Below are 22,380 nucleotides of genomic sequence, written 5' to 3'. Positions count from 1 at the left end.
GCTTTGCCGGGAGGCAGGAGGTTGCTTTGGATACGGTTCCGCGATCGCCCAACGGATTTCTGTCTTCGCTCTCGGAGAGCGATTTTGGGCTGATCCGGCCCTATTTGCGGACGATCGACCTCGCCGCCGATTCGGTCCTGATCGAGACCGACGAGATGCTCAAGCGGACATACATGCCGCACAAAGGGGTGATCTCGCTGGTGGTCAGGCTGGCAAGAGGCGTGTGCGTGCAGATCGCGATGGTCGGCCGCGGCAGCATCTATGGTGCGTTCGCAGGGCTTGGTGAAGCCCCCACGCAGAACAGCGCCGTGGTGCTGGTGCCGGGCGTCGCTTCGACGATCGAGGTCGAAGCCTTGCGGGCGGCCGCTGGCCAAAGCCCGACGCTGCGAGCGATGCTGATTCGGCACGGTCTCGCCGTCTATGCCCAGATCCAGCAGACGGCCGGCTGCAACGCCGCGCACACCGTGGAGTCGCGGCTGGCGCGATGCCTGCTGCACACGCGCGATCTCTCCGGCAGCAACAAGATCGCCCTGACGCAGGAGGCGATGGCCCAGATGATCGGCGCACGCCGCAACAGCGTGTCGCTGGTCGCGCATACCTTGCAACAGGCCAATTTCATCCACTACAGCCGCGGCCACATCGAGATCACCAATGCGGATGGACTGATCCGGACCGCGTGCGAGTGCTACGCCACGGTCAAGGCGCAGTATGCGGAGCTGCTGAGTTGGCAGCAAACCGGCGGCTAAAGCTTGCTATTCTTGGCGCGTCTTGTTCACGCGAACCGCCACCCGCTTCGCGCGAAAACGCGCCCGCCGGCGCACAAGCCGTACTTCTACGGCGTACGATTTTCACTGTCGGATAACGCTGCATCCGCAGAGTCGCGTCGACGCACGGGGGAGCCGATGTTCACGTACGAGACGACCGACCGGAAGGAAGCCCGGCGCTTCCGCATGGCCCAGTTCAACGGCCGGCCCGCCACCATCAGGTCGGCCGGCGCGACAGTGACGGGACGTGTGCGCGCGATCGTCGAAAGCAAGTCCGGCGCGACGGCGGCATGGGTGGTCACGATCGTTCCGGACGAGCCGAAGATAGCCGCCTCCGCCGCGCGGTTCGCGCCGCGCCTGTGCTTCGCCGCGGAAGACGATTTCTGAGAACCGGGTTCTAGCGAACCGAATTCGCCCACTCAGAGCCCTGTTCCGATGGAATCGGAGCCGAACCCTGACTTTGGTTTTGACGCGTTTCTTTATGCGAACGGGTACCCACCCGGCATCAAGTGCGGGGCAGGCTTCGCTTGAAAACGCTCTATGCGGAATGCAACAAGGCCTTGCGGACGAGATCTGCGGTGTTGCGCGCACCCAGTTTGCGCATGGCTTCGGCGCGATGGCTCTCGAACGTGCGCGGGCTGATGTTCATCCGCAACGCGCCCTGCTTGTTGGAATAGCCGTCGCTGATCAGGCTGAGCACCTCACGCTCGCGCTTGGTCAGCGGCTTGCGGCCTGCCTCCGGCGTGAACATGACATCGGGTGACCGGGCGCCTGCCGGCTTGTCGTCGAGCGGCGGCCTGAGATCGGTGGCCGGTATCGCATTCGGATAGAGATCGGAGATCTGCTTCAGCATCGCGGACACTCGCTCGGTCTGCTCGAGCGCGTTCTCGATCACCTGCCGCAGATAGACGCCGTTGCCGGGCGCATGCGCGAACTGCTGACTGTGCTGTTTAAGCTCGTTCATGTAGAGCAGCAGCGCCGTCACCGGCCCGTTGAATTGCCGGACGATCGCCGCCCCGGCGTCCGCGGTCACCTGCGGTCGCGGCACGGCGGCTCCCTGAATCTCGGGCGGCTGCGTCTCGAGCGTCGCGGTTCCGCCCATCCATGGCGGAAGGCGCGCCTCGGCTCGATTGTCATGTTGCGTCATAAGTATGGTTTACCGAAGGTGAACTTGTGGCCGCGTTAACACGGGACTCCGTAAAACTACGGGTGACGCAACTGTGACTTCGGGCCCCGACCTGCCAAGCAGGCGCAGATTACCGCTGATTTGGCAACGAATCTCGCTTGTTTGAGCCGAAGGACAGTAGTCTTACGGGACATCGAGGCGCTTCATCCCGATGATCCCCGCAGGTGGGGATTTACCTTCTCTGAGGCCCGGACGCATCCGCCCCCCGGCTTCAGGTTGAAATGGGCGGGATCCGCGCCGCCCCTCGGACATCAAGGGCGCCGCAGCCGGAGGAATTTCTGCAGGAAGCGTCCCGAAAGGACGATCCTGAACCACCAATACGCCATTCGCCGGGTCGTCATCGACCAACCCTCCGGGCATCGGGATCGCATCGGCTTACCGCACGCCGGCCGACGCGCGTGTGAGACGGATCACATCGGCCCAGGTGCGTGTCAGTGGGCGTCGGGTCAGGCGAATGTCAATTTACAGCCCCGGCATGCGCCGCGATGATCGCCGCCTCTCGATCAACAACAAAAGGGCGCGACAATGAAGCGAGGGCGGAACGGGCGGAATGGATCCTGGATGACGATTGCGGCGCTCGCCGCAGCACTGTTGGTCAGCACCGGCGCGCAGGCCCAGACGACGCCGACCGGCAATGCGGCACCGACGTCAGACAACGCGATCATGGTCACCATCTTCTTCAAGCATGATCAGTCACGCCCGCTCAGCGAGTTGAATGCGCAGCTCGAGCGGCAGGGCTTCTACAAGGCGTTTCCACCCGAAGGCGTCGAGGTGGTGAGCTGGTACGTGATGATGGGGGTCGGCCAGGTGGTGACCCTGCGGCTGCCGGCCTCGCGGCTGCGCGAGGTCAACCGCGTCATCGAGAACAGTGCCTGGGGCGCCTACCACACCGAGTTCTATCCGACCTACGACTACAAGGCGGTCGGGATCGGCAATCACGAGAAGGCGAAGCAGTAACCGATCGGGTCAAGCGCGCTTGCTGGACATTTCCCGCTTCGGTAGAGAAGACCATCGCGGCGACGGAAGTCCTGTCATGACAAGAACCGAGCACAGCTTAAGCGCACCCCGCAAGCGCTGGCTGCGCGGCCGACTGGTCTTCGCGCTTGCCTTGCTGGTGTCGACCGCCGTCCATCCAGGCAGAGCGCCCGCTGCCGCGGACGACCCAGCGCCGGCCGCCGCCTGGGCCGTTCTGTTCGAGGAAGATACGACCGATCCGTATGGCCGGAAGCTTCTGGGCTCGGTCGTCTGGCACACTGATACGATTAAATCGGTTGGAGCGCCCGATGAAACCATCGTGCTCGCCGACGTCGATATCCCCAAACGGTTCAAGATGACGCTGACGCTCAAGCGCAACACGGATAAGGCTCTTCCGGCCAGCCATCTGATTGAGCTGACATTCGTGCCGGTCCCTGGATTCATCGGGCAGCGCATCAACAACGTGGCGGGGATGCTGACGAAATCGACCGAGCAGGGACGCGGTACCGCGCTCGCCGGCATTTCCGCCAGGGTCACCGATAATATGTTCATGATCGGCCTATCGAATGGCCAGGCGGACCGGCAGCGCAACCTCCAGGCGCTCAAGGAGCGACCTTGGTTCGATATCGCGATCGTTGACGGCAATCAGCATCGCGCGATCCTCGCGGTCGAAAAAGGATCGGCGGGAGATTCAGCCTTCGCCACGGCACTGACTGCCTGGGGGCAGAACTAGACGAAGACGCGTACTTTAGCTCGCATGATTTCCGCGCAAACGCGTTCCGCGTCTGTCGCGAGGGAAAGCCGCTTCGCACTTCTCCGGATCATGCTCTAGGCATGGGCCCGCGAACGCTGGCTCAGCCGCTTCGCCAATATCCGCAAATCCTCGCGGCGTCCGCTGCAAAGCAGGCGGCTGAATTCGTCGGGATCGATGGAGGCAGGCGGCAAATCGGCTGGGTTGCGTGCGACACGGCGTAGCCAAGTCAATCGGAAGAGACGCTTGAGCATCTTCATGGTTGTTAGCCCCGATGAGCGTCTTTGTTAAATCGCGGCAATGAAATTTGGTTCCGCTCCCTATGGTCGCCCGGCAGAAAATTTGGTTCAATGCCGTCAGGCGAGCAGTGCCTTGCGCTGTTGCACCCGCGCAATGGAGCGCTGCACCGCGGCCTGATCCAGTGATCCGTCCTGCACTGCACCCGCGACCGCAGTGGCGATGCCGGCCATCGCCTGCTCCTGGTCGAGCAGATTGTTGCCGATGCAGATCATGTCCATGCCGGCGGCGATTGCCTGCAGGCTGGCCGCGCTTGTGCCGAGCGCCTTCTGCAGCCCCTGCATCTGCATATCGTCGGTGATCAGCAGCGTCTCGGGCAGCCGGCGGCGAAGCCGGGCGATTCCGGCCGACGACAGTGTCATCGGCTGCTGCGCGTCCCACTGGCGGACGATGGCGTGGCTGACCAGCACCGCATCGCCGAAGATATCCGGGGCCAACGCGTAGAACAGCTCTTCCTGCTCCGGCCGCAGCGCATCGGAGATGTCCATGAACTCCAGATGTGAATCGACGTGCGCCCCGCCGATGCCCGGATAATGCTTCAGGCAAAGACCCACGCCTGCCCGCCGCGCCGCAGCGTCGACCAGTCGGGCATTGGCCGCGACCTCGCCGATGTCGGACGAATAGGATCGCTTGATCCTGCCGATATTGGGATTATCGGGATTGTAGTCGACGTCGATGACGGGCGCGAAATTATAGCGGATGCCGAGCCGGCGCAGCTCGCCATAGCTCGCGGCCAGGATCGCCTGCTTGTCCGCATGCGCGAGCCGATTGAAATCCTTTGCGCTCGGCAGCGGCTGAAAGCCGAGGCCGTCCTTGAGCCGGCGCACCAGACCGCCCTCCTGGTCGATGAAGACCAGCGGCCGCGACGGCAGCGCCGCGATCTCGGCGCAGAGCGACTGCAGCTGCGCGGGCGAGGTGATGTTGTTGTCGTACTGCCGGGTCTGGCACGAGTAATCGAACAGGATCACCCCGCCGAGCCCGAACTGCGCAGCAAACTCCCTCAGCCACGGCGGGATGACCTTGCCATGGAAGCCGAGAATGAAAAGTTCGCCGACGGTCATGGCCGCTCGCTCACCGGATACGCATGGAATCAGCCCGCCCCCTACGGAATAGCACGTTGCGACGGCGGTAAGAATATGACGCAAGCTTGCTGCGCGGCTGCATTCCCCGCGCTCGCATCACTATGTTAAGACACGCCGGCACGCCGCGATCACGCATGCCACAACACAAGACATTTCGGAAACGCCCATGACAGCACCTTACGTCCCGCAAATGGCCCTTTACCGCCAATGGCTGAAGGATACGCGCGGCCTCGCGTTTGCGGATTTCGAGGCGATGCGACGCTGGTCGGTCACCGATATCGACGCCTTCTGGCAGAGCGTCTGGGATTATTTCGACCTGCGCTCGCCGACGCCGCATGCAGCGGTGCTGGCCGAGCGCAAGATGCCGGGCGCGGCGTGGTTTCCCGGCGCGTCGGTAAATTATGCGCGTCAGGTGTTTCGGCACGTCGCGCCGGCGCATGCCGCCGGCCTGCCGGCGCTGATCTCGAGCGGTGAGGACGGCAAGCTGTCGGAGACGAGCTGGCCGGAGCTGCAGCGCAAATCGGCGGCGCTTGCGCTGCATCTGAAAGCCAACGGCGTCCGCGCCGGCGATCGCGTCGCGGCCTATCTGCCGAACATCCCGGAGACGATCATCGCGTTTCTGGCGACCGCGAGCCTGGGTGCGATCTGGAGCGTCTGCGCGCCCGACATGGCGGCACCCGCGGTGATCGACCGCTTCAAGCAGATCGAGCCGAAAGTGCTGATCGCCTGCGACGCCGTGACCTATGCCGGCAAGCGCCATGACCGGAAGTCGGTGATCGAGGAGCTGCGGCGCGCGCTGCCGACGGTCGAGCATGTCATCCTGCACAGCGATGCCGCGCCGTCAGAGACACGATTGTCGTCCATCCTTGCGGGCCAGGGTGCGGAGATCGACGCCTTCGAGCCGGAATGGCTGCCGTTCGATCATCCGCTCTGGATCGTCTATTCCTCGGGCACCACCGGATTGCCGAAGCCGATCCTGCACAGCCATGGCGGCATCATCGTCGTAGCGCTGCCGCTCTCGACCCTGCACAACGACATCGGTTGCAGCTACCAGCCGAACTCGTTCGGCGAACGCTTCCACTGGTACTCTTCGACCGGCTGGATCATGTGGAACTGCCAAGCCAACGGCCTGCTCAACGGCACGACCTGCTGCATCTTCGACGGCAGCCCCGGCGGCACCAAGGACAAGCCGGACTGGACCACGCTGTGGCGCTTCGTCGCCGACGCCAAGGCCACCTTCTTCGGCGCGGGCGCGGCGTTCTTCGCCAACTGCACCAAGGCCGAGATCGATCTCGCAGAGGTCGGCGACCTCTCGGGCCTGCGCGCGCTCGGCTCGACCGGCTCGCCGCTCTCGGCCGACACGCAAGCCTGGTTCAACGAGCGCTTCGCCGCGCTTTCGACGCGCAATGGCAACGCCGCGCAGGCCGACATGTGGTGGGCCAATATCTCCGGCGGCACCGATTTCGCCGGCGCCTTCATCGGCGGCAATCGCGAATTGCCGCAGACCCCGGGCATCATGCAATGCCGGCTGCTCGGCTGTGCGGTGGAGGCTTTCGACGAGCAGGGCCGTGCCGTGATCGACGAGGTCGGTGAGCTCGTCTGCGCCGAGCCGCTGCCCTCGATGCCGCTGCGCTTCTGGAACGATCCCGGCAATGCGCGCTACATGGCGAGCTATTTCGAGACCTATCCCGACAATTTCGACGGCACCGGCCGCGGCCCGGTGTGGCGGCATGGCGACTGGCTCAAGATCAACCCCGACGGCTCCTGCGTGATCTACGGCCGCAGCGATGCCACCATCAACCGCCACGGCCTGCGGATGGGCACCAGCGAGCTCTATTCGGCGATCGAGGCGCTGCCGGAGGTGCTGGATTCGATGGTCGTCGACCTCGAATATCTCGGCCGCGACAGCTACATGCCGCTGTTCGTGGTGCTGCGCGAAGGCATCACATTGGATGCCGCGATGAAGGCGAAGATCAACAAAGCGGTGGAAGCCGGGCTGTCGCGCCGCTTCCTGCCTAACGATATCTTCGTGGTAGCGGAAATTCCGCGCACGCTGTCCGGCAAGAAGCAGGAGCTGCCGGTGAAGAAGCTGTTGCTCGGCCACCCCGTCGAGAAGGTCATCAACCGCGATGCGATGGCCAATCCCGGCTGCCTCGACTGGTATCTCGACTTTGCCAGGAGCTATCTGAGCCGGCAGGCCGGCGCGGCGTAAGCGATCGCGCCGTCCGTCAGCGCGGCCTGCCGCGCCAGGGCGGCGGCGCGAGGGTGGCGCGCAACTGCTCGACGAAAGCCTGCGTGCGCCTGGCCCGCCCGCCGCGGCCGGGATTGAGCAGCGCAACGATGTCGGCCGGCGGCAGGCGGAAGTTCGGCAGGACCCGCACCAGCCGGCCACTGGCGAGATCCTCGGCGACATCCCATTCCGACCTGACGATCAGACCGTGATCCGCCAGCGCCCAGGCCTTCACCACCTCGCCGTCATTGCTCGACAGCATCGGCTCGATCCTGATGACATCAGGCTCCGCCGGCGCGCGCCTGCGGGAGAAGCGCCAGAGCGTCACGTCCTCCTCGTTTTCGCGGAGCGCAATGCATTGATGCCCGCGTAGCTCCTGCGGGCTCGCCGGCGTTCCCTGGCGCTTCAGATAGGCCGGCGAGGCGCAGAGAACGCGTTCATTGGGCGCAAGGCGCTGCAAGCGAAGCGTGGAATCCTTCAACGCGCCGATATGGATCATGACATCCCATGCGCTCGCTGCGGCACGTCCCGGCCGATCGGACAGTTCGAGCTCGACCGACACGTCGGGATGCTGTGTTCGAAATCCGGCAACGACCGGCGCGATGTAGCGGCGTCCAAAGCCGAGCGGCGCGAGTAACTTCAGATGGCCGGCGATGGTTCCGCGCCGCGCCTGCAGCGCTTCCGTCAACTCCGTCGCCTCGTCGAGCAGCGTGCCGCCGCGCAGCACCAGCAGCTCGCCCTCATCGGTCAATGTCAGGCGCCGGGCCGAACGGCTGACCAATTGAACGCCCAGGCGCTGCTCGAGGCTCTGCAGCCGCTGCGAGACCGCCGATGGCGTCACGTCGAGCGCCCGTGCCGCGGCCGCGAGCGACCGGGCCGCCGCGATGGCCAGAAAGAAGCGGATATCGTCGGTCGAGAGCATTAAGTTCAGGCTTAATCCAAGAATGACATTCGGTAAATTGTACTTAGCATGAAAACGGCTAGTCTCGCCGCATGTCATCAGCCCCTGCCTTGAACGCCTCGCATCCGCTTGCCGATATCGAGACGCCCTGCCTCGTCCTCGACGAAGACCGGATGCTGCACAACATCGCCCGCCTGAAGACGCGGCTGTCGCGGCTCGGCGTGCCGCTTCGCCCGCATCTGAAGACCGCGAAATCCATTCCGGCGGCACGCGCCGTCATGGACGGCCCAGGCGGGCCGGCCGCGGTCTCGACCCTGCAGGAGGCCGAGGTATTTGCCGCGGCAGGCGTCAAGGACATCCTCTACGCCGTCGGCATCGCGCCGCAGAAGCTCGATCGCGTCGCGGCGCTGCGGCGGCAGGGCCTGGATTTGTCCGTGGTGCTCGACAGCATGGAGCAGGCGGCCGCCGTCACCACGATGGCGCGCATGACGAACGACCGCATTCCCGTGCTGATCGAGATCGATTGCGACGGCCATCGCGCCGGGGTCGGCGCGCACGACCCGCTGCTCGTCGAGATCGGCCGCGCGCTGCATCAAGGCGGCGCCGAGTTGCGCGGCGTCATGGCGCATGCCGGCGAATCCTATTCCTGCCGCAGCGTGGCGGCGCTCGAGCAGGCCGCCGAGCAGGAGCGCGCCGCCGCGGTCGCCTGCGCCGAAACGCTGCGCGGGGCCGGACTGCCCTGCCCCGCGGTCAGCGTCGGCTCGACGCCGACGGCCCATTTCGCGCGCCGGCTCGATGGTGTCACCGAGGTGCGCGCCGGCGTGTTCGTGATGTTCGACCTTGTGATGGCCGGGATCGGGGTCTGCGCGGTCGAGGACATCGCGCTGTCGGTGCTCGCAACGGTGATCGGTCACCGCGCCGATCGCGGCTGGACCTTTATCGACGCCGGCTGGATGGCGCTGTCGCGCGATCGCGGCACCGCGAAGCAGCCGGTCGACCAGGGCTACGGCATCGTCTGCGACATCGATGGACGGCCCTATCCCGATTTGATCGTGACCGAAACCAATCAGGAGCACGGCATCATCGCCCTCCGCCCCGGCAGCACAGTGCCGCAAGTGACGCTGCCGGTCGGCACCAAGGTGCGGATCCTGCCGAACCATGCCTGCGCGACCGGAGCCCAGCACGACCGCTATCATGTCGTCGCCGCCGGGTCCGACTCGGTCAGGCAATGGGAGCGGTTTCGCGGATGGTAGCAGACGGAGCGCAGCCCTTGACCCGAGCCTATGACGCCGTTCTGTTCGATCTGCTGACCGCGCTGCTCGACAGCTGGACACTCTGGAACAAGGTCGCGGGCTCCGATGACGCCGGGCTGCGCTGGCGGGCCGAGTATCTCAGGAACACCTACGCCACCGGACGCTACCGGCCCTATGAGGATCTGGTGGGCGAGGCCGCGCGCAATGTCGGGCTGCCGTTCGAATTGGCCGAGGAGCTTGGCGCGCGCTACGCGGAGTTCGATCCCTGGCCCGAGGTTCGCGATGTCCTGCAAACGCTGCACGAGGCCGGCGTCGCGCTCGGCGTCGTGACGAACTGCTCGGAGCGGCTCGGCCGCATCGCGGCCGGTCGCATCGGCGTTCCCTTCACCGTGTTCGTGACGGCCGAGCGCGCCGGCTATTACAAGCCGCAGCCGCAACCCTATCAGCTCGCGCTCGACGAACTGCCGGTCCCAGCCAATCGATGCCTGTTCGTCGCCGGATCGGGCTATGATCTGTTCGGCACGGCACGTGTGCGCTTGCCGACTTGGTGGCATAATCGGGCCGCAATGAACCTGCCGGAAGGGGCGCCCGCCCCGATCGTGGTTCACGACAACCTAGCGACCTTGCCGGCTTTCGTGCTCGGTCGCGACGTGTCCGACCGGACCGTGCCTTGAGGACTGAATAGAGATGCCTTCACCTGGTTATATCGACCCGCTCAACGGAAAGCTCTATCCGCTGGATGTCCCGCGCTGGTGCTCCGACGGGGGCAAGCCGCTGCTCGTCACACCGCTGCCCGGCATCTCCCGCGACGAGGTCGATCGCGGGACGCGCTCGCTGTGGCGCTACCGCGCGGCGCTGCCGGTCGAGATCAAGCGGCCGATCACGATGGGCGAAGGCTGCACGCCCGCGGTCGAGAAGGCGTGGGGCGACCTGCGGCCGCATTTCAAGCTCGAATGGTTCAACCCGACCGCAAGCTTCAAGGATCGCGGCACCACGGTGATGCTGTCGTTGCTGCGGCAGCTCGGCGTCGACGCGGTGCTGGAGGACAGCTCCGGCAATGGCGGCGCGTCGGTCTCGGCCTATGGCGCGGCGGGCGGCATGCGGGTCAGGATCCTCGCGCCGGCGACGACATCGCCGATGAAGGTGGCGCAGATGCACGCCTTCGGCGCCGAGGTGCAGCTGGTCAAAGGCCCGCGCGAGGAATCCGAGGCGGAAGCGATCCGCCAGTCGAAGCAGATCTTCTACTCCAGCCACAACTGGCAGCCCTTCTTCCTGCAAGGCACCAAGTCGCTGGCCTACGAGATCTGGGAAGACTTTGGCTTCACCGCGCCCGACAATGTCATCATGCCGGTCGGTGCCGGCAGCAGCCTGCTCGGCTGCTATATCGGCTTCAAGGAGCTGCTGGCGGCCGGACAGATCACGCGGCTGCCGCGCCTCTTTGCCGCGCAACCACTCAATTGCTCGCCGGTCGATGCCAGCTTCGCCGCCGGCGTCGACACGCCGGTCGATCGCGCGGTCCGCAAGACCATCGCCGAAGGCACCGCGATCAAGCATCCGCTGCGCCTGAAGCAGATGATCGCGGCGCTGAAGGAGAGCGGCGGCGGCACCGTCGCGATCCCCGAAGACGGCATCGTCGCCGCATTGAAGCGGATGGCGCGTACCGGCCTGTTCGTTGAGCCGACCTCGGCCTCGGCCGCCGCCGCGCTCGACGTCCTGGCGGCGCGCGGCGCGATCCGGCCGGCCGAGCGCACCGTCGTCATCATCAGCGGGACCGGGATCAAGGCAGCCGGGCTGATCACGGAGCTGCTCGGCAGCTAGAGCATGATCCGGAAAAGTGTGAAGCGGTTTTCGGAAAAGATCATGCTCGAACAAGAAGCCAAAGCGCGACGACGATTCAACCTGATCTCATCGCACTTCAATCAGCCCGCGGCTGCTGCGCGCGTCGGCGAGGCGTGCGCCCGCCCGATATTGTCGAGGAACTGCCGCACGCTTTCCCGCCAGGTAAAGGTCAAAGCGTGGGCGCGGCATTTCTCGCGCGGCACCAGCAGGGCGCCGAGCGCCGCACGACGCAGGTCGTGATCGAGGCAACCGCAGCCGGACTTGCCGATCACGTCGAGCGGCCCCATCACCGGAAAGGCCGCGACCGGCAGGCCGCTGGCCAGCGCCTCCAGGATCACCATCCCGAACGTATCGGTCAGACTCGGAAACACCATGACGTCGGCGGACGCATAGACATCGGCGAGCGCCCGACCCGTCCGCGTGCCGAGGAAATGCACGTGCCGAAACCGGGCCTGCAAGCTGCTGCGCAGCGGCCCGTCCCCGACCACGACTTTCGAGCCAGGCAGGTCGAGACCGAGAAAGGCATCGAGATTCTTCTCGACCGCAACGCGACCGACATAGAGGAACACCGGCGCCGGGAAGGCGAGCGGCCGCTCTGTACGTGGGCAAAACAGCTCGGCGTCGACGCCGCGCGACCACGGCATCAACTTGCGGAAGCCGTGCGCCTGCAGCGCCTGCTCGAGCGACGGCGAGCCGACCATGATGCCGGCTCCGCTATTATGGAAACGGCGCAGCGCCGCGTAGCTCCATCGCAGCGGGACCGGCAGCCGCGCGGCGAGATATTCGGGAAAGCGCGTGTGGTAGCTGGTCGTGAACGGATAGCCGCGTGTCCGGCAGACGTGCCGGCTGATCCAGCCGATCGGACCTTCGGTCGCGATGTGCACCGAGTCCGGGCGCGCAGCCGCGATGGCGCGCTCGATACGCCCAAGCGACGGCAGCGCGAGCCGGATTTCCGGATAGCCGGGCAACGGCACGGTGCGGAAATCGGCCGGCGTCAAGAAGCTGATCTCGGCGCCGAGCGACGGCGCTTCGCTGGCGAGATATTCGAGCGAGCGGACCACGCCGTTGATCTGCGGCCGCCAGGCGTCGGTTGCCACCAGCACGCGCATCAGGCGACCGCCTGCCTGAGCGGCGCGAGGCCTGCCCCATCCAGCGCTGCCCGCGCTTCCGTCCATCGGACGATTTCAAACTGCCCATCATAGCGTTCGACCACGCCCGTGCACGACTCCACCCAATCCCCGGTGTTGATGTAGCGGACGCCGAAATCGTCGTGCAGCGCCGCGTGATGGATGTGGCCGCAGATCACGCCTTGAACGTTGCTGCGCGCGGCCTCCGATGCCAGCACCTCCTCGAACCGACCGATGTGGTTGACCGCATTCTTGACCCGCAATTTCGCCCAGGACGAGAACGACCAATAGCCGAACCCAAATCGGCGCCTGATCCAGTTGAGCCAGACGTTGCAGGCCAGCGCGGCCCGATAGCCGACATCGCCGATCAGCGCGAGCCAGCGCGCATGCCGCACCACGAGATCAAAATGATCGCCGTGCACGACGAGGTAGTCGCGGCCGTCGAGGCCATGATGGATCGCCCGTTCGACAATCTCGACGCCGCAGAACGCCGCGCCGGCATAGTCACGCAGGAACTCGTCGTGATTGCCGGGAATGTAGACCAGGCGACGGCCCCGTTGCGCGAGCTCGATCAGCTCCCGCACGACCGCATTGTGCGCCGTGGGCCAGTACCAGCTCGACCGCAGACACCAGCCATCGACGATGTCGCCGACCAGGAACACGGTTTCGGCATCATGGTGGCGAAGGAAGTCGATGAACCGCTCGGCCTGGCATCCCCGGGTCCCGAGATGGACGTCGGAGATGAACAGGCTCCTGACCTTGACGACATCCCGCGGCGCGACCCGCCTCGCTTCCGTGCGAGCGCTTGCCCCATGCATCGCAAATTGGGAGCAGACTTTGCCGCCGTCCGGCCGAAACGCCGCCGCCATGGCCTCGGCCAATCCCGCAAGAACCTTCGTGACATCGCGGCTTGCGCATCGCCTGAAGATCGAGCGGTGCCAATAGATGCCTGCGATAAGCACCAGCAGCGCGAATTCGGCCGCGCGATATCGCCCGCCGGAAGCAGCGTGACCGAACTGATAGCTCGCGGCCAGGACCAGCAGCGTCGCGGCTGCGCGCTCGAGCGTATCCGAGCCGGGCCGCAGGCGGGACAAAAGGACTCTCATACGCCTTCCTCCACCGGCAAGCGTGAGGTTAGTGCGCGCGGCCCCCCGAGAGGGGGCCGCGCGAGCGAGCGCTTGTAGAAGCGAAATCCCAGGAACAGCGCGACCTCCACGGCAATCAGGATGACCACCACCCAGAAGCCGAGGCTGATCGGATCGTGGCCGGTGCCGCGCAGGACATAGCCAAGTGTGAGGAACGGCATGTTCCAGATCACGGTGCCGATCGCCGTCGCCATCACGAAGGCGCGCGGCTCCAGCCGCAGCACGCCGGCGGGGAGTGCAAGGTAGATCCGCACGGTGGGCAAGGTCTGACCGATCAGCGTCACCCAGAAATGATTGCCGCGATAGGCGTCGGTGAGCTGTCGATAGAGCGAGGGCCGCAGCAACACGAACTTGCCATAGCGCGCCACCAGCCCCTCGATGCGCCGCGAGCCGAGCACGCGCCCGAGCCCGTACCAGCCGACGGCACCGACGACAGACCCAGCGCTGGTTGCCAGAATGGTCATCGCGAGCATCGTGCCGTCGGGGACCGTCAAGCCGAGCAGCATCAGCAGCACGTAGGACGGCAGCAGCGGAACGAACTTCTCGGCGACGGCGAGGCAACCGACACCCACCAGGCCGAAGTGCAGAAACATCGCGATCGTGCTCGACGTGTCCATGGCGGCTCGATCAAGCGTGGGAGTGGCGGCGGCTGATCCGGTACACGGAAGCCGGAGGCAGGTTGAGGAACGTCTGCCCGATACAGCTCGCCTGCAGATCGAGGCGATCCAGGATCGCGTCTGCGACCGGACAACGCGGACCATAGGTGATTTGGTAGAACGCCCCGCCGGCGCGGAGATAGCCGAAGGCGCCGTGGAGGATGGTTATGACTTTCTCCGGCGGCATCATGAGGAGCCCGAGGCCGCTCACGACCGCACCGACCGGCGCTCCGTCGAACAGCCTCTCCCTCCGCAGCCAGGCCGCGTCCATCCAGAGCACCCGCGCGCCCGGGAAGCGCCGCTGCAGCAGCGGGATGAACTCGGAGCCGTACTCCACCAGCGTCAGATCCTGCTGCCTGACGCCGCGCTTCAGCAACGCGCGGGTGAAGACGCCCGTGCCGGGGCCAAGCTCGAGCACGGGGCCGGTGTCCGCGGTGATCTCCTGCGCCATCAGCGACGAGACAGCAGGCCCGGACGGCGCGACCGCGGCGACACGCAACGGATTACGCACCCAGGCGCGGACGAACGGCAGGATGTCAGCGGCCGACATGCTGGAGCTCCCGCACGATGAGCGCGCAATCGGTCTGGCGCCACGGATTCATTAACAAGGCCATTCGCGTGTCTTTCGCATTGCGGGTGCCCACCATCATGTGTGGCAGGCTCCCGCCGGTTGAGAAGTGCCGGTCGGTGTCGAGACGATTCGACCGTCCCGATGCACGCCTCTGTCTCATGCGAAGCTTGCGTCAGCCTGTCGCGAATGCGCGCGCGTGCGAAATTTCGCTCCGCGACGCATTCGCGTGGAGAAAACCGCAAGGTTGCCGCAATGAATCGGGCATAAAGCCGGCGGATCGAATGACGAACCAAGGCAGAGGTAAGGACGACGAATGCGCGTGCTGTTGGTGGAGGACCAGCCGGATATGGTCGCGGCGCTGCGTGCGGCACTCGCGCGCCACGACATGCTGGTCGATCACGCGCCAGATCTTCTGGAAGCCGAGGCGATTGCCGCAGCGGGAAGTTACGACGCGATCGTGCTGGATCGCCAGTTGCCCGACGGCGACGGGCTGTCGCTGATCCCGAAGTTGCGCGCGAGCGGCAACACCGTGCCGGTGCTGGTGCTGACTGCCCGCGGCGAGCTGGCGGACCGAATCTCGGGTCTCGACAGCGGTGCGGACGATTATCTCGGCAAGCCGTTTGCGTTCGAGGAGCTGCTGGCGCGGCTGCGCGCGCTGCTGCGCCGCCCCGCCAATGTGCAGCAGCATGCCGCGCGGATCGGCCGCCTGTCGTTCGACTTCACCCATCGCGAGGCCAGCGTCGACGGACGTCCCCTGGAGATGCCGCGCCGCGAGCGGCTGGTGCTCGAGACGCTGCTGCATCGGATGGGACGCATGGTGCAGCGCTCTGCGCTGATGGAGGCGGTCTACGGCCTCGACGACGAGGTGCAGCCCAATGCGCTCGACAGTCATGTGTCGCGTTTGCGCCGCAGGCTCACCGAGGCCGACGCCGGCGTCACGATCAACGGCGTTCGTGGCCTCGGCTATGTGCTGCGAGAGACACCGTGAGCGTGCTGCGACCACGATCCCTCACCTGGCGCCTGGTCGGACGCCTCGCGGGTCTGCAGGCCGTTGCGTTGACTCTCCTGATCCTGCTGATCGGAGCCGCAGCCATGGGGCTGCTGCGGGCGGGACTGCTGATCGGCGAGTACGAAGGCAGCACGCTCGATACGCTGCGCGATGCCGTCACCCGCGATGAAGCGGGCGGACTGACGCTGCGCCAAACGCCGGAGCTGGCCGCCCTGCGCGCCGAGCACGCCGACCTCTGGTTCGTCATCCGCGACACTGACGGCCATCAGCTCGCCGAAGGCGCCGTGCCCGCGCAATTCGCGCCGATCGCATCAAGCCTCGATCATGTCAGCGAGGCGCGGCTCAAATGGAATGCAGCGGAAGCCACGCGGCCCGCGGGTCTCGTCAAATGGGTCGACACCTCGGCAGGACAGATCCAGATCCTGACCGGCACTTACGGCCAGCTCTCGATGTGGCGCGCGCTGGAGAGCACACCGCTGCTATTCCTCAACATGATCCTGCCGATCGTCGTGCTGATGACGCTGGCGACGCTGGTCGCGACCCCGTTCGTGGTTCGCCGGGCCATGAAGGGCCTCGCACAGGTCGCGGCGCAGGCCGAGCGCATCGACATCGACCAGCGCGGCGCGCAGTTGCCGCTCGACGAGGTGCCGATCGAGATCACGCCGCTGGTCAAGGCCATCAATGCCGCGCTCGACCGCCTCGACAAGGGTTACGAACGCCACCGCCGCTTCCTTGCCGATGCCGCACACGAGCTGCGCACGCCGATCGCTATACTCTCGACCCGGGTCGCTTCGCTGCAGGCCGGACCGGAGAAGACCCATCTGCTCGAAGACGCGACCCGCCTCAGCGTGATGGCGGGCCAGCTGCTGGACCTGCAGCGGCTCGATCAGCGCGCCGACACGCTCGGCCCCGTCAATCTGGTCGGCATCGCGCGGCAGGTCGTGCTCGACCTCGCGCCGCTGGGTTTCGCGGCCGGATATGAAATGTCCTTCGAGCACGACAGCGAGACGGTCATGGTGACCGGCGACCAGACCTCGCTCGAACGCGCCCTCACCAATCTCGTGCAGAACGCCGTCGACCACGGTCAGCGGCGCGGCACGATCCTGGTTCGGGTCGCGACAGCCGGCCGGATCGAGGTCTGCGACGACGGCGACGGCATTCCGCCCGACGAGCGCGAGCAGATCCTGGAGCCGTTCCGCCGGCTGCATCCGGGCGGACGCGGCGCCGGCCTCGGCCTCGATCTCGTGCAGAGCATCATGCGTCTGCACGGCGGCCGGATCGAGGTCGATCAAGCCTCGTCCGGCGGCGCCTGCATGCGCATGGTGTTCCCGAAGGTTTAACCCGCCTTGCGCAGTTTCAGGGCCTCGTAGAATGAGGTCTCGAAATTGATGTAGCCGACGAAGGATGTCGGATCACCAAACGGCAGAATCTGCGTCGCCCAGAATCCGCCGAAGCCGTTCTGGCGATCGATCCAGTAGAACAGGTTGGCGAGGCCGGCCCAGCCGAGTGCGCCGGCGGGACGGCCGGTCGGAGCCTGCTCGTCATTGATCATGAAGCTGAGCGCCCATGATTTCGACTGGCCGGGGAAGAACTCGGCGTCGTTGGCGAGCGAGGTGATCACGCCGGTGATGGCGGTGACCTTGTTGTTGCCGAGATGATTCTTCTCCGCCATCCGCACGGTTTCGGCTTTCAGGACCCGGCCATGCTCGCCGGCGCCGTCGTTCAGCCACATCCGGATGAAGCGCATGTAGTCGCCGATGGTGCCGTAAAGCCCGTGGCCGCCCATATGGATCTCCGGATTGGCCGGCAGCTCGAAATCCATCGGCGTGAGCGAACCGTCGGCGTTGCGGGCGTGAATGCCGGCGAGGCGGCGGCGCATCGCGTCGGTGAGCTCGAATGCCGTGTCCCGGATTCCGAGCGGCTCGAAGATCCGCGTCTTGAACACCTCGCCGAGCCGGCGGCCGGCGATCGACTCAACGATCTGGCCGCACCAATCCAGATTGGTGCCGTACTCCCATCGCTCGCCGGGATCGAACAGCAGCGGCGTCATCAACGAAGCCTTGGACGCCGTGATCACGCTGGGCTGCCCCTTCTCCTGCGCGAGGCGATTGTAAGTGTGATTGATGAAGTCGTAGCCCAGACCCGCGCTGTGGACCATCAGCATGCGTGTGGTGATGTCGCGCTTCGGTGCACGCAGCCGTGGTTCGCCTTTGTCGTCAAAACCCTCGATGACTTGGAGCTTGCCGAGGTCGGGCGCGTAGATCTTGGCCGGCGCGTCGAGATCGAGCTTACCCTCCTCGACGAGTTGCAGGACCGCCGTCCCGGTGATCGCCTTGGTGGTCGAGAAGATGGCGAACACGCTGTCAGTGGTCATGTCCGCTGCCTGATCGAGGCGGCGCTTGCCGGCGGCGCCTTCGTAGATGTTGCGATGGCGGTCGGTCACCATGGCAACGACGCCGGGAACGCGCGGGTTGGATGTCACGACGCCGTCGAGAATCGCATCTGCTGCCGCGCCAAAATTCATGCTCATTGTATTCCTCCCATAATGTTTGTGATGTTGACCTGTAGCCCGGATGGAGCGAAGCGAAATCCGGGGCTGATGCAGCCGGTGTCACTGGCCCCGGATTGCGCTTCGCTCCATCCGGGCTACGAAGTCCAGTTGCGATCAGGCGCTATTGCGTGGCAAAGCCCTGATAGCCGCTCGCGGCGACCTCGTCGCATTTCTGGCGGTAGGTGCCGACACCGCCGCAATAGGACAGCACCCGGCGCGGCTTGCCCTCGACATTCGAGCCGAGGTACCAGGAGTTGGTCTTGGCGATCAGCGTGGCGTTGGCGGTCTCGTCGTGATGCGTCACCCACTGATCCTCGGCGTCCCTGGTCGGCTCGATGACGTTGAGGTTCTTGCCGCGCAGATATTTGATGCAATCGGCGATCCACTCGACCTGCTGCTGCAGGCAGGTGGTCATGTTGCACAGCGCGGCCGAGGGCGCGAGCGGCACCGCTGTCGTGAACAGGTTCGGATAGCCATGGACCTGCAGGCCCATCGTGGTGCGGATGTCCCTGCCCCAATCGTCCTTCAGCGATCGCCCCTCGCGGCCGCGGATGTCGATCCGCGTCAACGCCCCCGTTCCGGCGTCGAAGCCGGTGGCCAGGATGATGACGTCGAACGCGTGCACCGTGCCGTCGGCGGTCTGGATGCCCTCCGGCGTGATGCGGGCGATCGGATTGTTCTTGACGCTAACGATCTCGACATTGGGCCGGTGGAAGGCCTCGAGGAAATTGCTCTCCAGCGGCACCCGGTGCGTGCCGAAGCCATAATCGGACGGAATCAGCTGCTCGCACAGCTTGGGGTCCTTGATCCGCTCGCGCATCTTTTCGCGCACGAACTCGGTGATCTCGGCGTTGATGGCTTCGTCGAAGAACAGTTCGGCGAAGGACGAAACCCACAGTTTGAGCGATCCGTCATTCCAGCAGTCCTCGATCACCTGACGGCGCTGCTGCGGCGTCAGGTCAGCCCAGGCGTGCTCGAAGTCGAATTCGAATCCGGTGAACGTCTTCGGCAGCCGTTCGGTCAAGAACTTGAATTTCGACTTGTAGGCCTCGGCATCCGCCGCATCCCATTTCGGGTTCTTCATCGGAATGATGTATTGCGGGGTGCGGATGAAGACCTTGAGATGGCCGACCTCGCCGGCAATCGACTGGATCACCTGGATTCCGGTCGCGCCGTTGCCGACCACGCCGACGCGCTTTCCCGCAAGCTCGATCGGCCCCTTGGGCCAGCGCGCGGTGTGGAACAGCTCGCCCTTGAAGGTCTCCTGTCCGGGGAAGGACACATGCGGCGCCGACAGCATGCCGCAGCAGGTGACCAGGAATTGCGCGTCGATCACATCGCCCTGATCCGTCGTCACTAGCCAGCGTTGCGTCGTCTCGTTGAAGTGCGCGCTCTTCACCGTGGTGCCGAACTGGATGTCCTTCCTGAGGTCGAGTCGGTCGGCGACGTAGTTCAGCCAACGCTCGATCTCCGGCTGGCCCGGGAACCGCTCGCTCCAGCTCCAGCCTTTGTAGAGTTCTTCGGAGAACAGGTACTGATAGGTGTGGCCTTCGGAATCGAAGCGTGCGCCGGGGTAGCGGTTCCAGTACCAGGTGCCGCCGACGCTTGATCCGGCATCGATCGCCTTCACGTTCAGCCCCTGCTCACGCAGGCGGAACAATTGATAGAGGCCGGCGACGCCGGCGCCGACGACCACGGCGTCGAGCTTGGTCATTGCACGCGCACCATTGCTTCCATTCGACCTTGTGACGGTCTCGGTCATCGTTTCCTCCTGTTGTCTTGCTTCGCACGCGCTCATACCCACCGTGTCGCCGGGTGATGGTGCGTTGCGTCAATTGGATCTCGGCCGCTGTCGCCGGGACGCAGAGCAGGCTACGGGCCGTGCGACCGAGCGGCTTGGATGAAACCGACAATCTCTGGAACGCGGCCGTGCAATCGAGCCATCGGCCGTTGGTCGCCTTGGCAAACGGCGAAAGCGGCCTATCCTGCGCGCAAACGTCCAGCCAAGAAGAAGCGCTCAACCGCGCCACGGATCCATGGAGGAGGCTCGCGCGATGGGCCAATTGATCACGGTCGAGGAGCTGCCGCGCTATGCGCCCGGTGAGCTGAAGCTGGACAGCGCCTCAGTCGGGAGGAGCGACTTCCGGCTGCGGATATTCCGCTATGAGCCATCGGATATCTGGGTCCCACCGTCGGAAAACTTCCTGCTCGTGCTCTATCGCGACGGCGTGACGTCGATGAACCGCCGCGTCACCGGCGCCTGGAAGCAAGATCACGTCGGTCGTGGCGTCACGTCGTTGCTGACCCGCGCCGAGCCATCGAGCTGGCACTGGAAGAACGACATCGAGGTCACCCATTTCTATATTGCCCCTTCCCTCATGATGAAGACCGCGAGCGACGCCTTCGACCGCGACGCCGAGGCGATCGAACTGCACGACCTGCTCAAGGCCGAAGACCCGATGCTGACCTGGATCAACGACCAGATGGTCCAGGAGGTTGCCGCAGGCGGTCCAGGTGGACGCCTCTGCTACGACGCGCTGGCGCTGCAGGCGAGCGTGCACATCCTGCGGAAATATGCGGCGATCGAATTCAAGATGCCGTGCGCGCAAGGACGCTTTCGCCCGGCGCACGCCCGGCTGATCGAGGACTATATCGAGCAGAACATCTTCCGGAACATCACGCTGGAAGAGCTGGCGAACATCTGCAATTGCACGCCGATCCAGTTCGCCCGCAAGTTCCGCGTGCATTACGGCACGCGGCCGCATGCCTATGTCCTGCGGCGCAAGGTGGAGCACGCGTGCCAGCATCTGCGCAAGGACCGCGTTGCCTTGAAGGAGATCGCGCTGCTGAGCGGCTTTGCCGACCAGAGCCACCTCAATCGCGTCTTCCGCCAGCACATGAACGTCACGCCGGCGGAATACCGCCGGCAAGTCTGCAAACATTCCGCACAAGCGTGAGACCGTGACGCCGGCAGGCCCGCGGCCGGCTCACACCGGCGGCGGGTTCAGCCGCGCAAAGCCGTCCTGGATTCGGTAAGGGTAGTAGGGATAAGCCGGCATCACCGCGCTCGCTCGGTCGAGACGCGCGATCTGGTCCGCCGAGAGCGACCATCCGACCGCGCCGAGATTGTCGCGAAGCTGCGTCTCGTCGCGCGCGCCGATGATGACCGAGGACACGCTGGGACGCGCCAGCAGCCAGGCAATCGCAACCTGCGGCACGCTGCGGCCGGTCTCGGTGGCGACGACGTCCAGCGCGTCGACGACCGCGTAAAGCTTCTCGTCGTCAACCGGCGGCCCGAACTGCGCGGTCTCGTGCAGGCGGCTGTTCGCCGGCAAGGGCTGCCCGCGCCTGATCTTGCCGGTGAGCCTGCCCCAGCCGAGCGGGCTCCAGACCAGCGCGCCGACGCCCTGATCGAGCGCGAGCGGCATCAGCTCGGATTCATAATCGCGGCCGATCAGCGAATAGTAGACCTGGTGCGCGACGTAGCGTGGCCAGCCGTGCCGCTCGGCAACGGCGAGCGATTTCATCAAATGCCAGCCGGAGAAATTCGAGGCGCCGACATAGCGCAGCTTGCCGGCGCGCACCAGCGCATCGAGGGTCGACAGCACCTCGTCGATCGGCGTGAAGGCGTCGAAAGCGTGCAGTTGCAGGAGATCGATATAGTCGGTGTTGAGCCGCTTCAGCGCCGCGTCGACCGAAGCGACGAGGCGATATCGCGACGTGCCGGCATCGAGCGGGCCGTCACCCATCGGCAGGCCGGTCTTGGTCGAGATCAAGACCTTGTCGCGGCGGCCCTTGAGCGCGGCGCCGAGGATCTCCTCCGATGCGCCGTTCGAATAGACATCGGCGGTGTCGAATAAATTGACGCCGGCCTCGAGGCAGATGTCGATCAGCCGCCGCGCCTCGCTGGCGTCGCTGCGGCCCCAGGCCGAGAACAACGGTCCCTGGCCGCCGAAGGTGCCGGTGCCGAAGCTGAGCACCGGGACCTTCAGGCCGGACGCACCGAGATTGCGATATTCCATGGTCATACTCCTTTGATCCAG

22 protein-coding genes are annotated in these 22,380 nt (G+C 65.4%); 11 read left to right on the top strand and 11 right to left on the bottom strand.

What is annotated here, in order from left to right; translation table 11 throughout:
• The first annotated feature begins 26 nt into the window (after positions 1 to 26).
• Together AAFG07_RS01465 and AAFG07_RS01460 are read left to right on the top strand one after the other, a co-directional pair.
• Complete coding sequence (locus AAFG07_RS01465; protein ID WP_342725690.1) at positions 27 to 746, top strand: Crp/Fnr family transcriptional regulator; 720 nt, start codon at positions 27 to 29, stop codon at positions 744 to 746.
• 12 nt (positions 747 to 758) lie between these two features.
• Positions 759 to 1,151, top strand: a complete 393-nt coding sequence (locus AAFG07_RS01460) for a hypothetical protein (protein WP_342725689.1) — start codon at positions 759 to 761, stop codon at positions 1,149 to 1,151.
• Positions 1,152 to 1,302: 151 nt separating this feature from the next.
• On the opposite strand, the gene AAFG07_RS01455 is transcribed toward AAFG07_RS01460, so the two are convergent.
• The gene (locus AAFG07_RS01455; RefSeq protein WP_342725688.1) at positions 1,303 to 1,911 is read right to left on the bottom strand and encodes a helix-turn-helix transcriptional regulator; all 609 of its coding nucleotides are present in this window, start codon (positions 1,909 to 1,911) and stop codon (positions 1,303 to 1,305) included.
• 564 nt (positions 1,912 to 2,475) lie between these two features.
• Here AAFG07_RS01455 and AAFG07_RS01450 point away from each other — a divergent pair.
• Positions 2,476 to 2,907, top strand: a complete 432-nt coding sequence (locus AAFG07_RS01450; protein WP_342725687.1) for a hypothetical protein — start codon at positions 2,476 to 2,478, stop codon at positions 2,905 to 2,907.
• Between the two features lie 76 nt (positions 2,908 to 2,983).
• Entirely contained in the window at positions 2,984 to 3,658 is a 675-nt protein-coding gene (locus AAFG07_RS01445; protein ID WP_342725686.1) for a hypothetical protein, read from the top strand.
• Positions 3,659 to 3,753: 95 nt separating this feature from the next.
• On the opposite strand, the gene AAFG07_RS01440 is transcribed toward AAFG07_RS01445, so the two are convergent.
• A complete protein-coding gene (locus AAFG07_RS01440) occupies positions 3,754 to 3,936 on the bottom strand; it encodes a hypothetical protein (RefSeq protein ID WP_229170512.1) in 183 nt (60 codons plus the stop codon).
• Positions 3,937 to 4,032: 96 nt separating this feature from the next.
• Complete coding sequence (locus tag AAFG07_RS01435) at positions 4,033 to 5,034, bottom strand: glycoside hydrolase family 3 N-terminal domain-containing protein (RefSeq protein WP_342725685.1); 1,002 nt, start codon at positions 5,032 to 5,034, stop codon at positions 4,033 to 4,035.
• Between the two features lie 187 nt (positions 5,035 to 5,221).
• Here AAFG07_RS01435 and AAFG07_RS01430 point away from each other — a divergent pair, with 187 nt between their 5' ends.
• Complete coding sequence (locus AAFG07_RS01430; protein WP_342725684.1) at positions 5,222 to 7,267, top strand: acetoacetate--CoA ligase; 2,046 nt, start codon at positions 5,222 to 5,224, stop codon at positions 7,265 to 7,267.
• Positions 7,268 to 7,283: 16 nt separating this feature from the next.
• Here AAFG07_RS01430 and AAFG07_RS01425 read toward each other — a convergent pair whose 3' ends face one another.
• Positions 7,284 to 8,207 carry a LysR substrate-binding domain-containing protein gene (locus AAFG07_RS01425; RefSeq protein ID WP_342725683.1) on the bottom strand — a complete coding sequence of 308 codons (924 nt, stop codon included), beginning with the start codon at positions 8,205 to 8,207 and terminating at the stop codon, positions 7,284 to 7,286.
• A gap of 71 nt (positions 8,208 to 8,278) precedes the next feature.
• Here AAFG07_RS01425 and AAFG07_RS01420 point away from each other — a divergent pair, with 71 nt between their 5' ends.
• Genes AAFG07_RS01420 through AAFG07_RS01410 form a run of 3 tightly spaced genes read left to right on the top strand, consistent with a single transcriptional unit; the run spans position 8,279 to position 11,257 of the window.
• On the top strand, positions 8,279 to 9,439 hold the full coding sequence (locus AAFG07_RS01420) for a DSD1 family PLP-dependent enzyme (protein ID WP_342725682.1): 1,161 nt from the start codon (positions 8,279 to 8,281) through the stop codon (positions 9,437 to 9,439).
• Between the two features lie 17 nt (positions 9,440 to 9,456).
• The gene (locus AAFG07_RS01415) at positions 9,457 to 10,113 is read left to right on the top strand and encodes an HAD-IA family hydrolase (protein ID WP_342725681.1); all 657 of its coding nucleotides are present in this window, start codon (positions 9,457 to 9,459) and stop codon (positions 10,111 to 10,113) included.
• Between the two features lie 13 nt (positions 10,114 to 10,126).
• A complete protein-coding gene (locus tag AAFG07_RS01410; RefSeq protein WP_342725680.1) occupies positions 10,127 to 11,257 on the top strand; it encodes a pyridoxal-phosphate dependent enzyme in 1,131 nt (376 codons plus the stop codon).
• Between the two features lie 101 nt (positions 11,258 to 11,358).
• On the opposite strand, the gene AAFG07_RS01405 is transcribed toward AAFG07_RS01410, so the two are convergent.
• The 4 genes from AAFG07_RS01405 to AAFG07_RS01390 all read right to left on the bottom strand — a co-directional run bounded on the left by AAFG07_RS01405 (position 11,359) and on the right by AAFG07_RS01390 (position 14,756).
• Complete coding sequence (locus AAFG07_RS01405; protein WP_342725679.1) at positions 11,359 to 12,387, bottom strand: glycosyltransferase family 1 protein; 1,029 nt, start codon at positions 12,385 to 12,387, stop codon at positions 11,359 to 11,361.
• Complete coding sequence (locus AAFG07_RS01400) at positions 12,387 to 13,223, bottom strand: UDP-2,3-diacylglucosamine diphosphatase (protein WP_342729423.1); 837 nt, start codon at positions 13,221 to 13,223, stop codon at positions 12,387 to 12,389. The genes AAFG07_RS01405 and AAFG07_RS01400 overlap by 1 nt, the downstream gene beginning before the upstream one ends.
• Before the next feature lie 284 nt (positions 13,224 to 13,507).
• Complete coding sequence (locus AAFG07_RS01395; protein WP_342725678.1) at positions 13,508 to 14,167, bottom strand: DedA family protein; 660 nt, start codon at positions 14,165 to 14,167, stop codon at positions 13,508 to 13,510.
• Positions 14,168 to 14,177: 10 nt separating this feature from the next.
• Complete coding sequence (locus AAFG07_RS01390; protein WP_092121744.1) at positions 14,178 to 14,756, bottom strand: methyltransferase domain-containing protein; 579 nt, start codon at positions 14,754 to 14,756, stop codon at positions 14,178 to 14,180.
• A 334-nt stretch (positions 14,757 to 15,090) separates the two neighbouring features.
• On the opposite strand from AAFG07_RS01390, the gene AAFG07_RS01385 reads away from it, so the two are divergent.
• Together AAFG07_RS01385 and AAFG07_RS01380 are read left to right on the top strand one after the other, a co-directional pair.
• Entirely contained in the window at positions 15,091 to 15,765 is a 675-nt protein-coding gene (locus AAFG07_RS01385; protein WP_342725677.1) for a response regulator transcription factor, read from the top strand.
• 5 nt (positions 15,766 to 15,770) lie between these two features.
• Positions 15,771 to 17,126: a HAMP domain-containing sensor histidine kinase gene (locus AAFG07_RS01380; protein ID WP_342729422.1), complete on the top strand. Its 1,356-nt coding sequence runs from the start codon at positions 15,771 to 15,773 to the stop codon at positions 17,124 to 17,126.
• On the opposite strand, the gene AAFG07_RS01375 is transcribed toward AAFG07_RS01380, so the two are convergent.
• Together AAFG07_RS01375 and AAFG07_RS01370 are read right to left on the bottom strand one after the other, a co-directional pair.
• Entirely contained in the window at positions 17,123 to 18,316 is a 1,194-nt protein-coding gene (locus tag AAFG07_RS01375) for a serine hydrolase domain-containing protein (protein WP_342725676.1), read from the bottom strand. The two genes, AAFG07_RS01380 and AAFG07_RS01375, sit on opposite strands and share 4 nt — an antisense overlap.
• Positions 18,317 to 18,458: 142 nt before the next feature.
• Positions 18,459 to 20,099, bottom strand: coding sequence for an NAD(P)/FAD-dependent oxidoreductase (locus AAFG07_RS01370; RefSeq protein ID WP_342725675.1), 1,641 nt, complete (start codon positions 20,097 to 20,099; stop codon positions 18,459 to 18,461).
• Positions 20,100 to 20,391: 292 nt separating this feature from the next.
• Here AAFG07_RS01370 and AAFG07_RS01365 point away from each other — a divergent pair, with 292 nt between their 5' ends.
• The gene (locus tag AAFG07_RS01365) at positions 20,392 to 21,294 is read left to right on the top strand and encodes a helix-turn-helix transcriptional regulator (RefSeq protein WP_342725674.1); all 903 of its coding nucleotides are present in this window, start codon (positions 20,392 to 20,394) and stop codon (positions 21,292 to 21,294) included.
• A gap of 30 nt (positions 21,295 to 21,324) precedes the next feature.
• Here AAFG07_RS01365 and AAFG07_RS01360 read toward each other — a convergent pair whose 3' ends face one another.
• Entirely contained in the window at positions 21,325 to 22,359 is a 1,035-nt protein-coding gene (locus AAFG07_RS01360; protein ID WP_342725673.1) for an aldo/keto reductase, read from the bottom strand.
• Positions 22,360 to 22,380: the final 21 nt, after the last annotated feature.

The sequence above is a fragment of the Bradyrhizobium sp. B097 genome (assembly GCF_038957035.1).
GTDB lineage: Bacteria > Pseudomonadota > Alphaproteobacteria > Rhizobiales > Xanthobacteraceae > Bradyrhizobium.
Note: the sequence above shows the minus strand (reverse complement) of the source record. Positions and strands in the feature narration are given on the sequence as shown.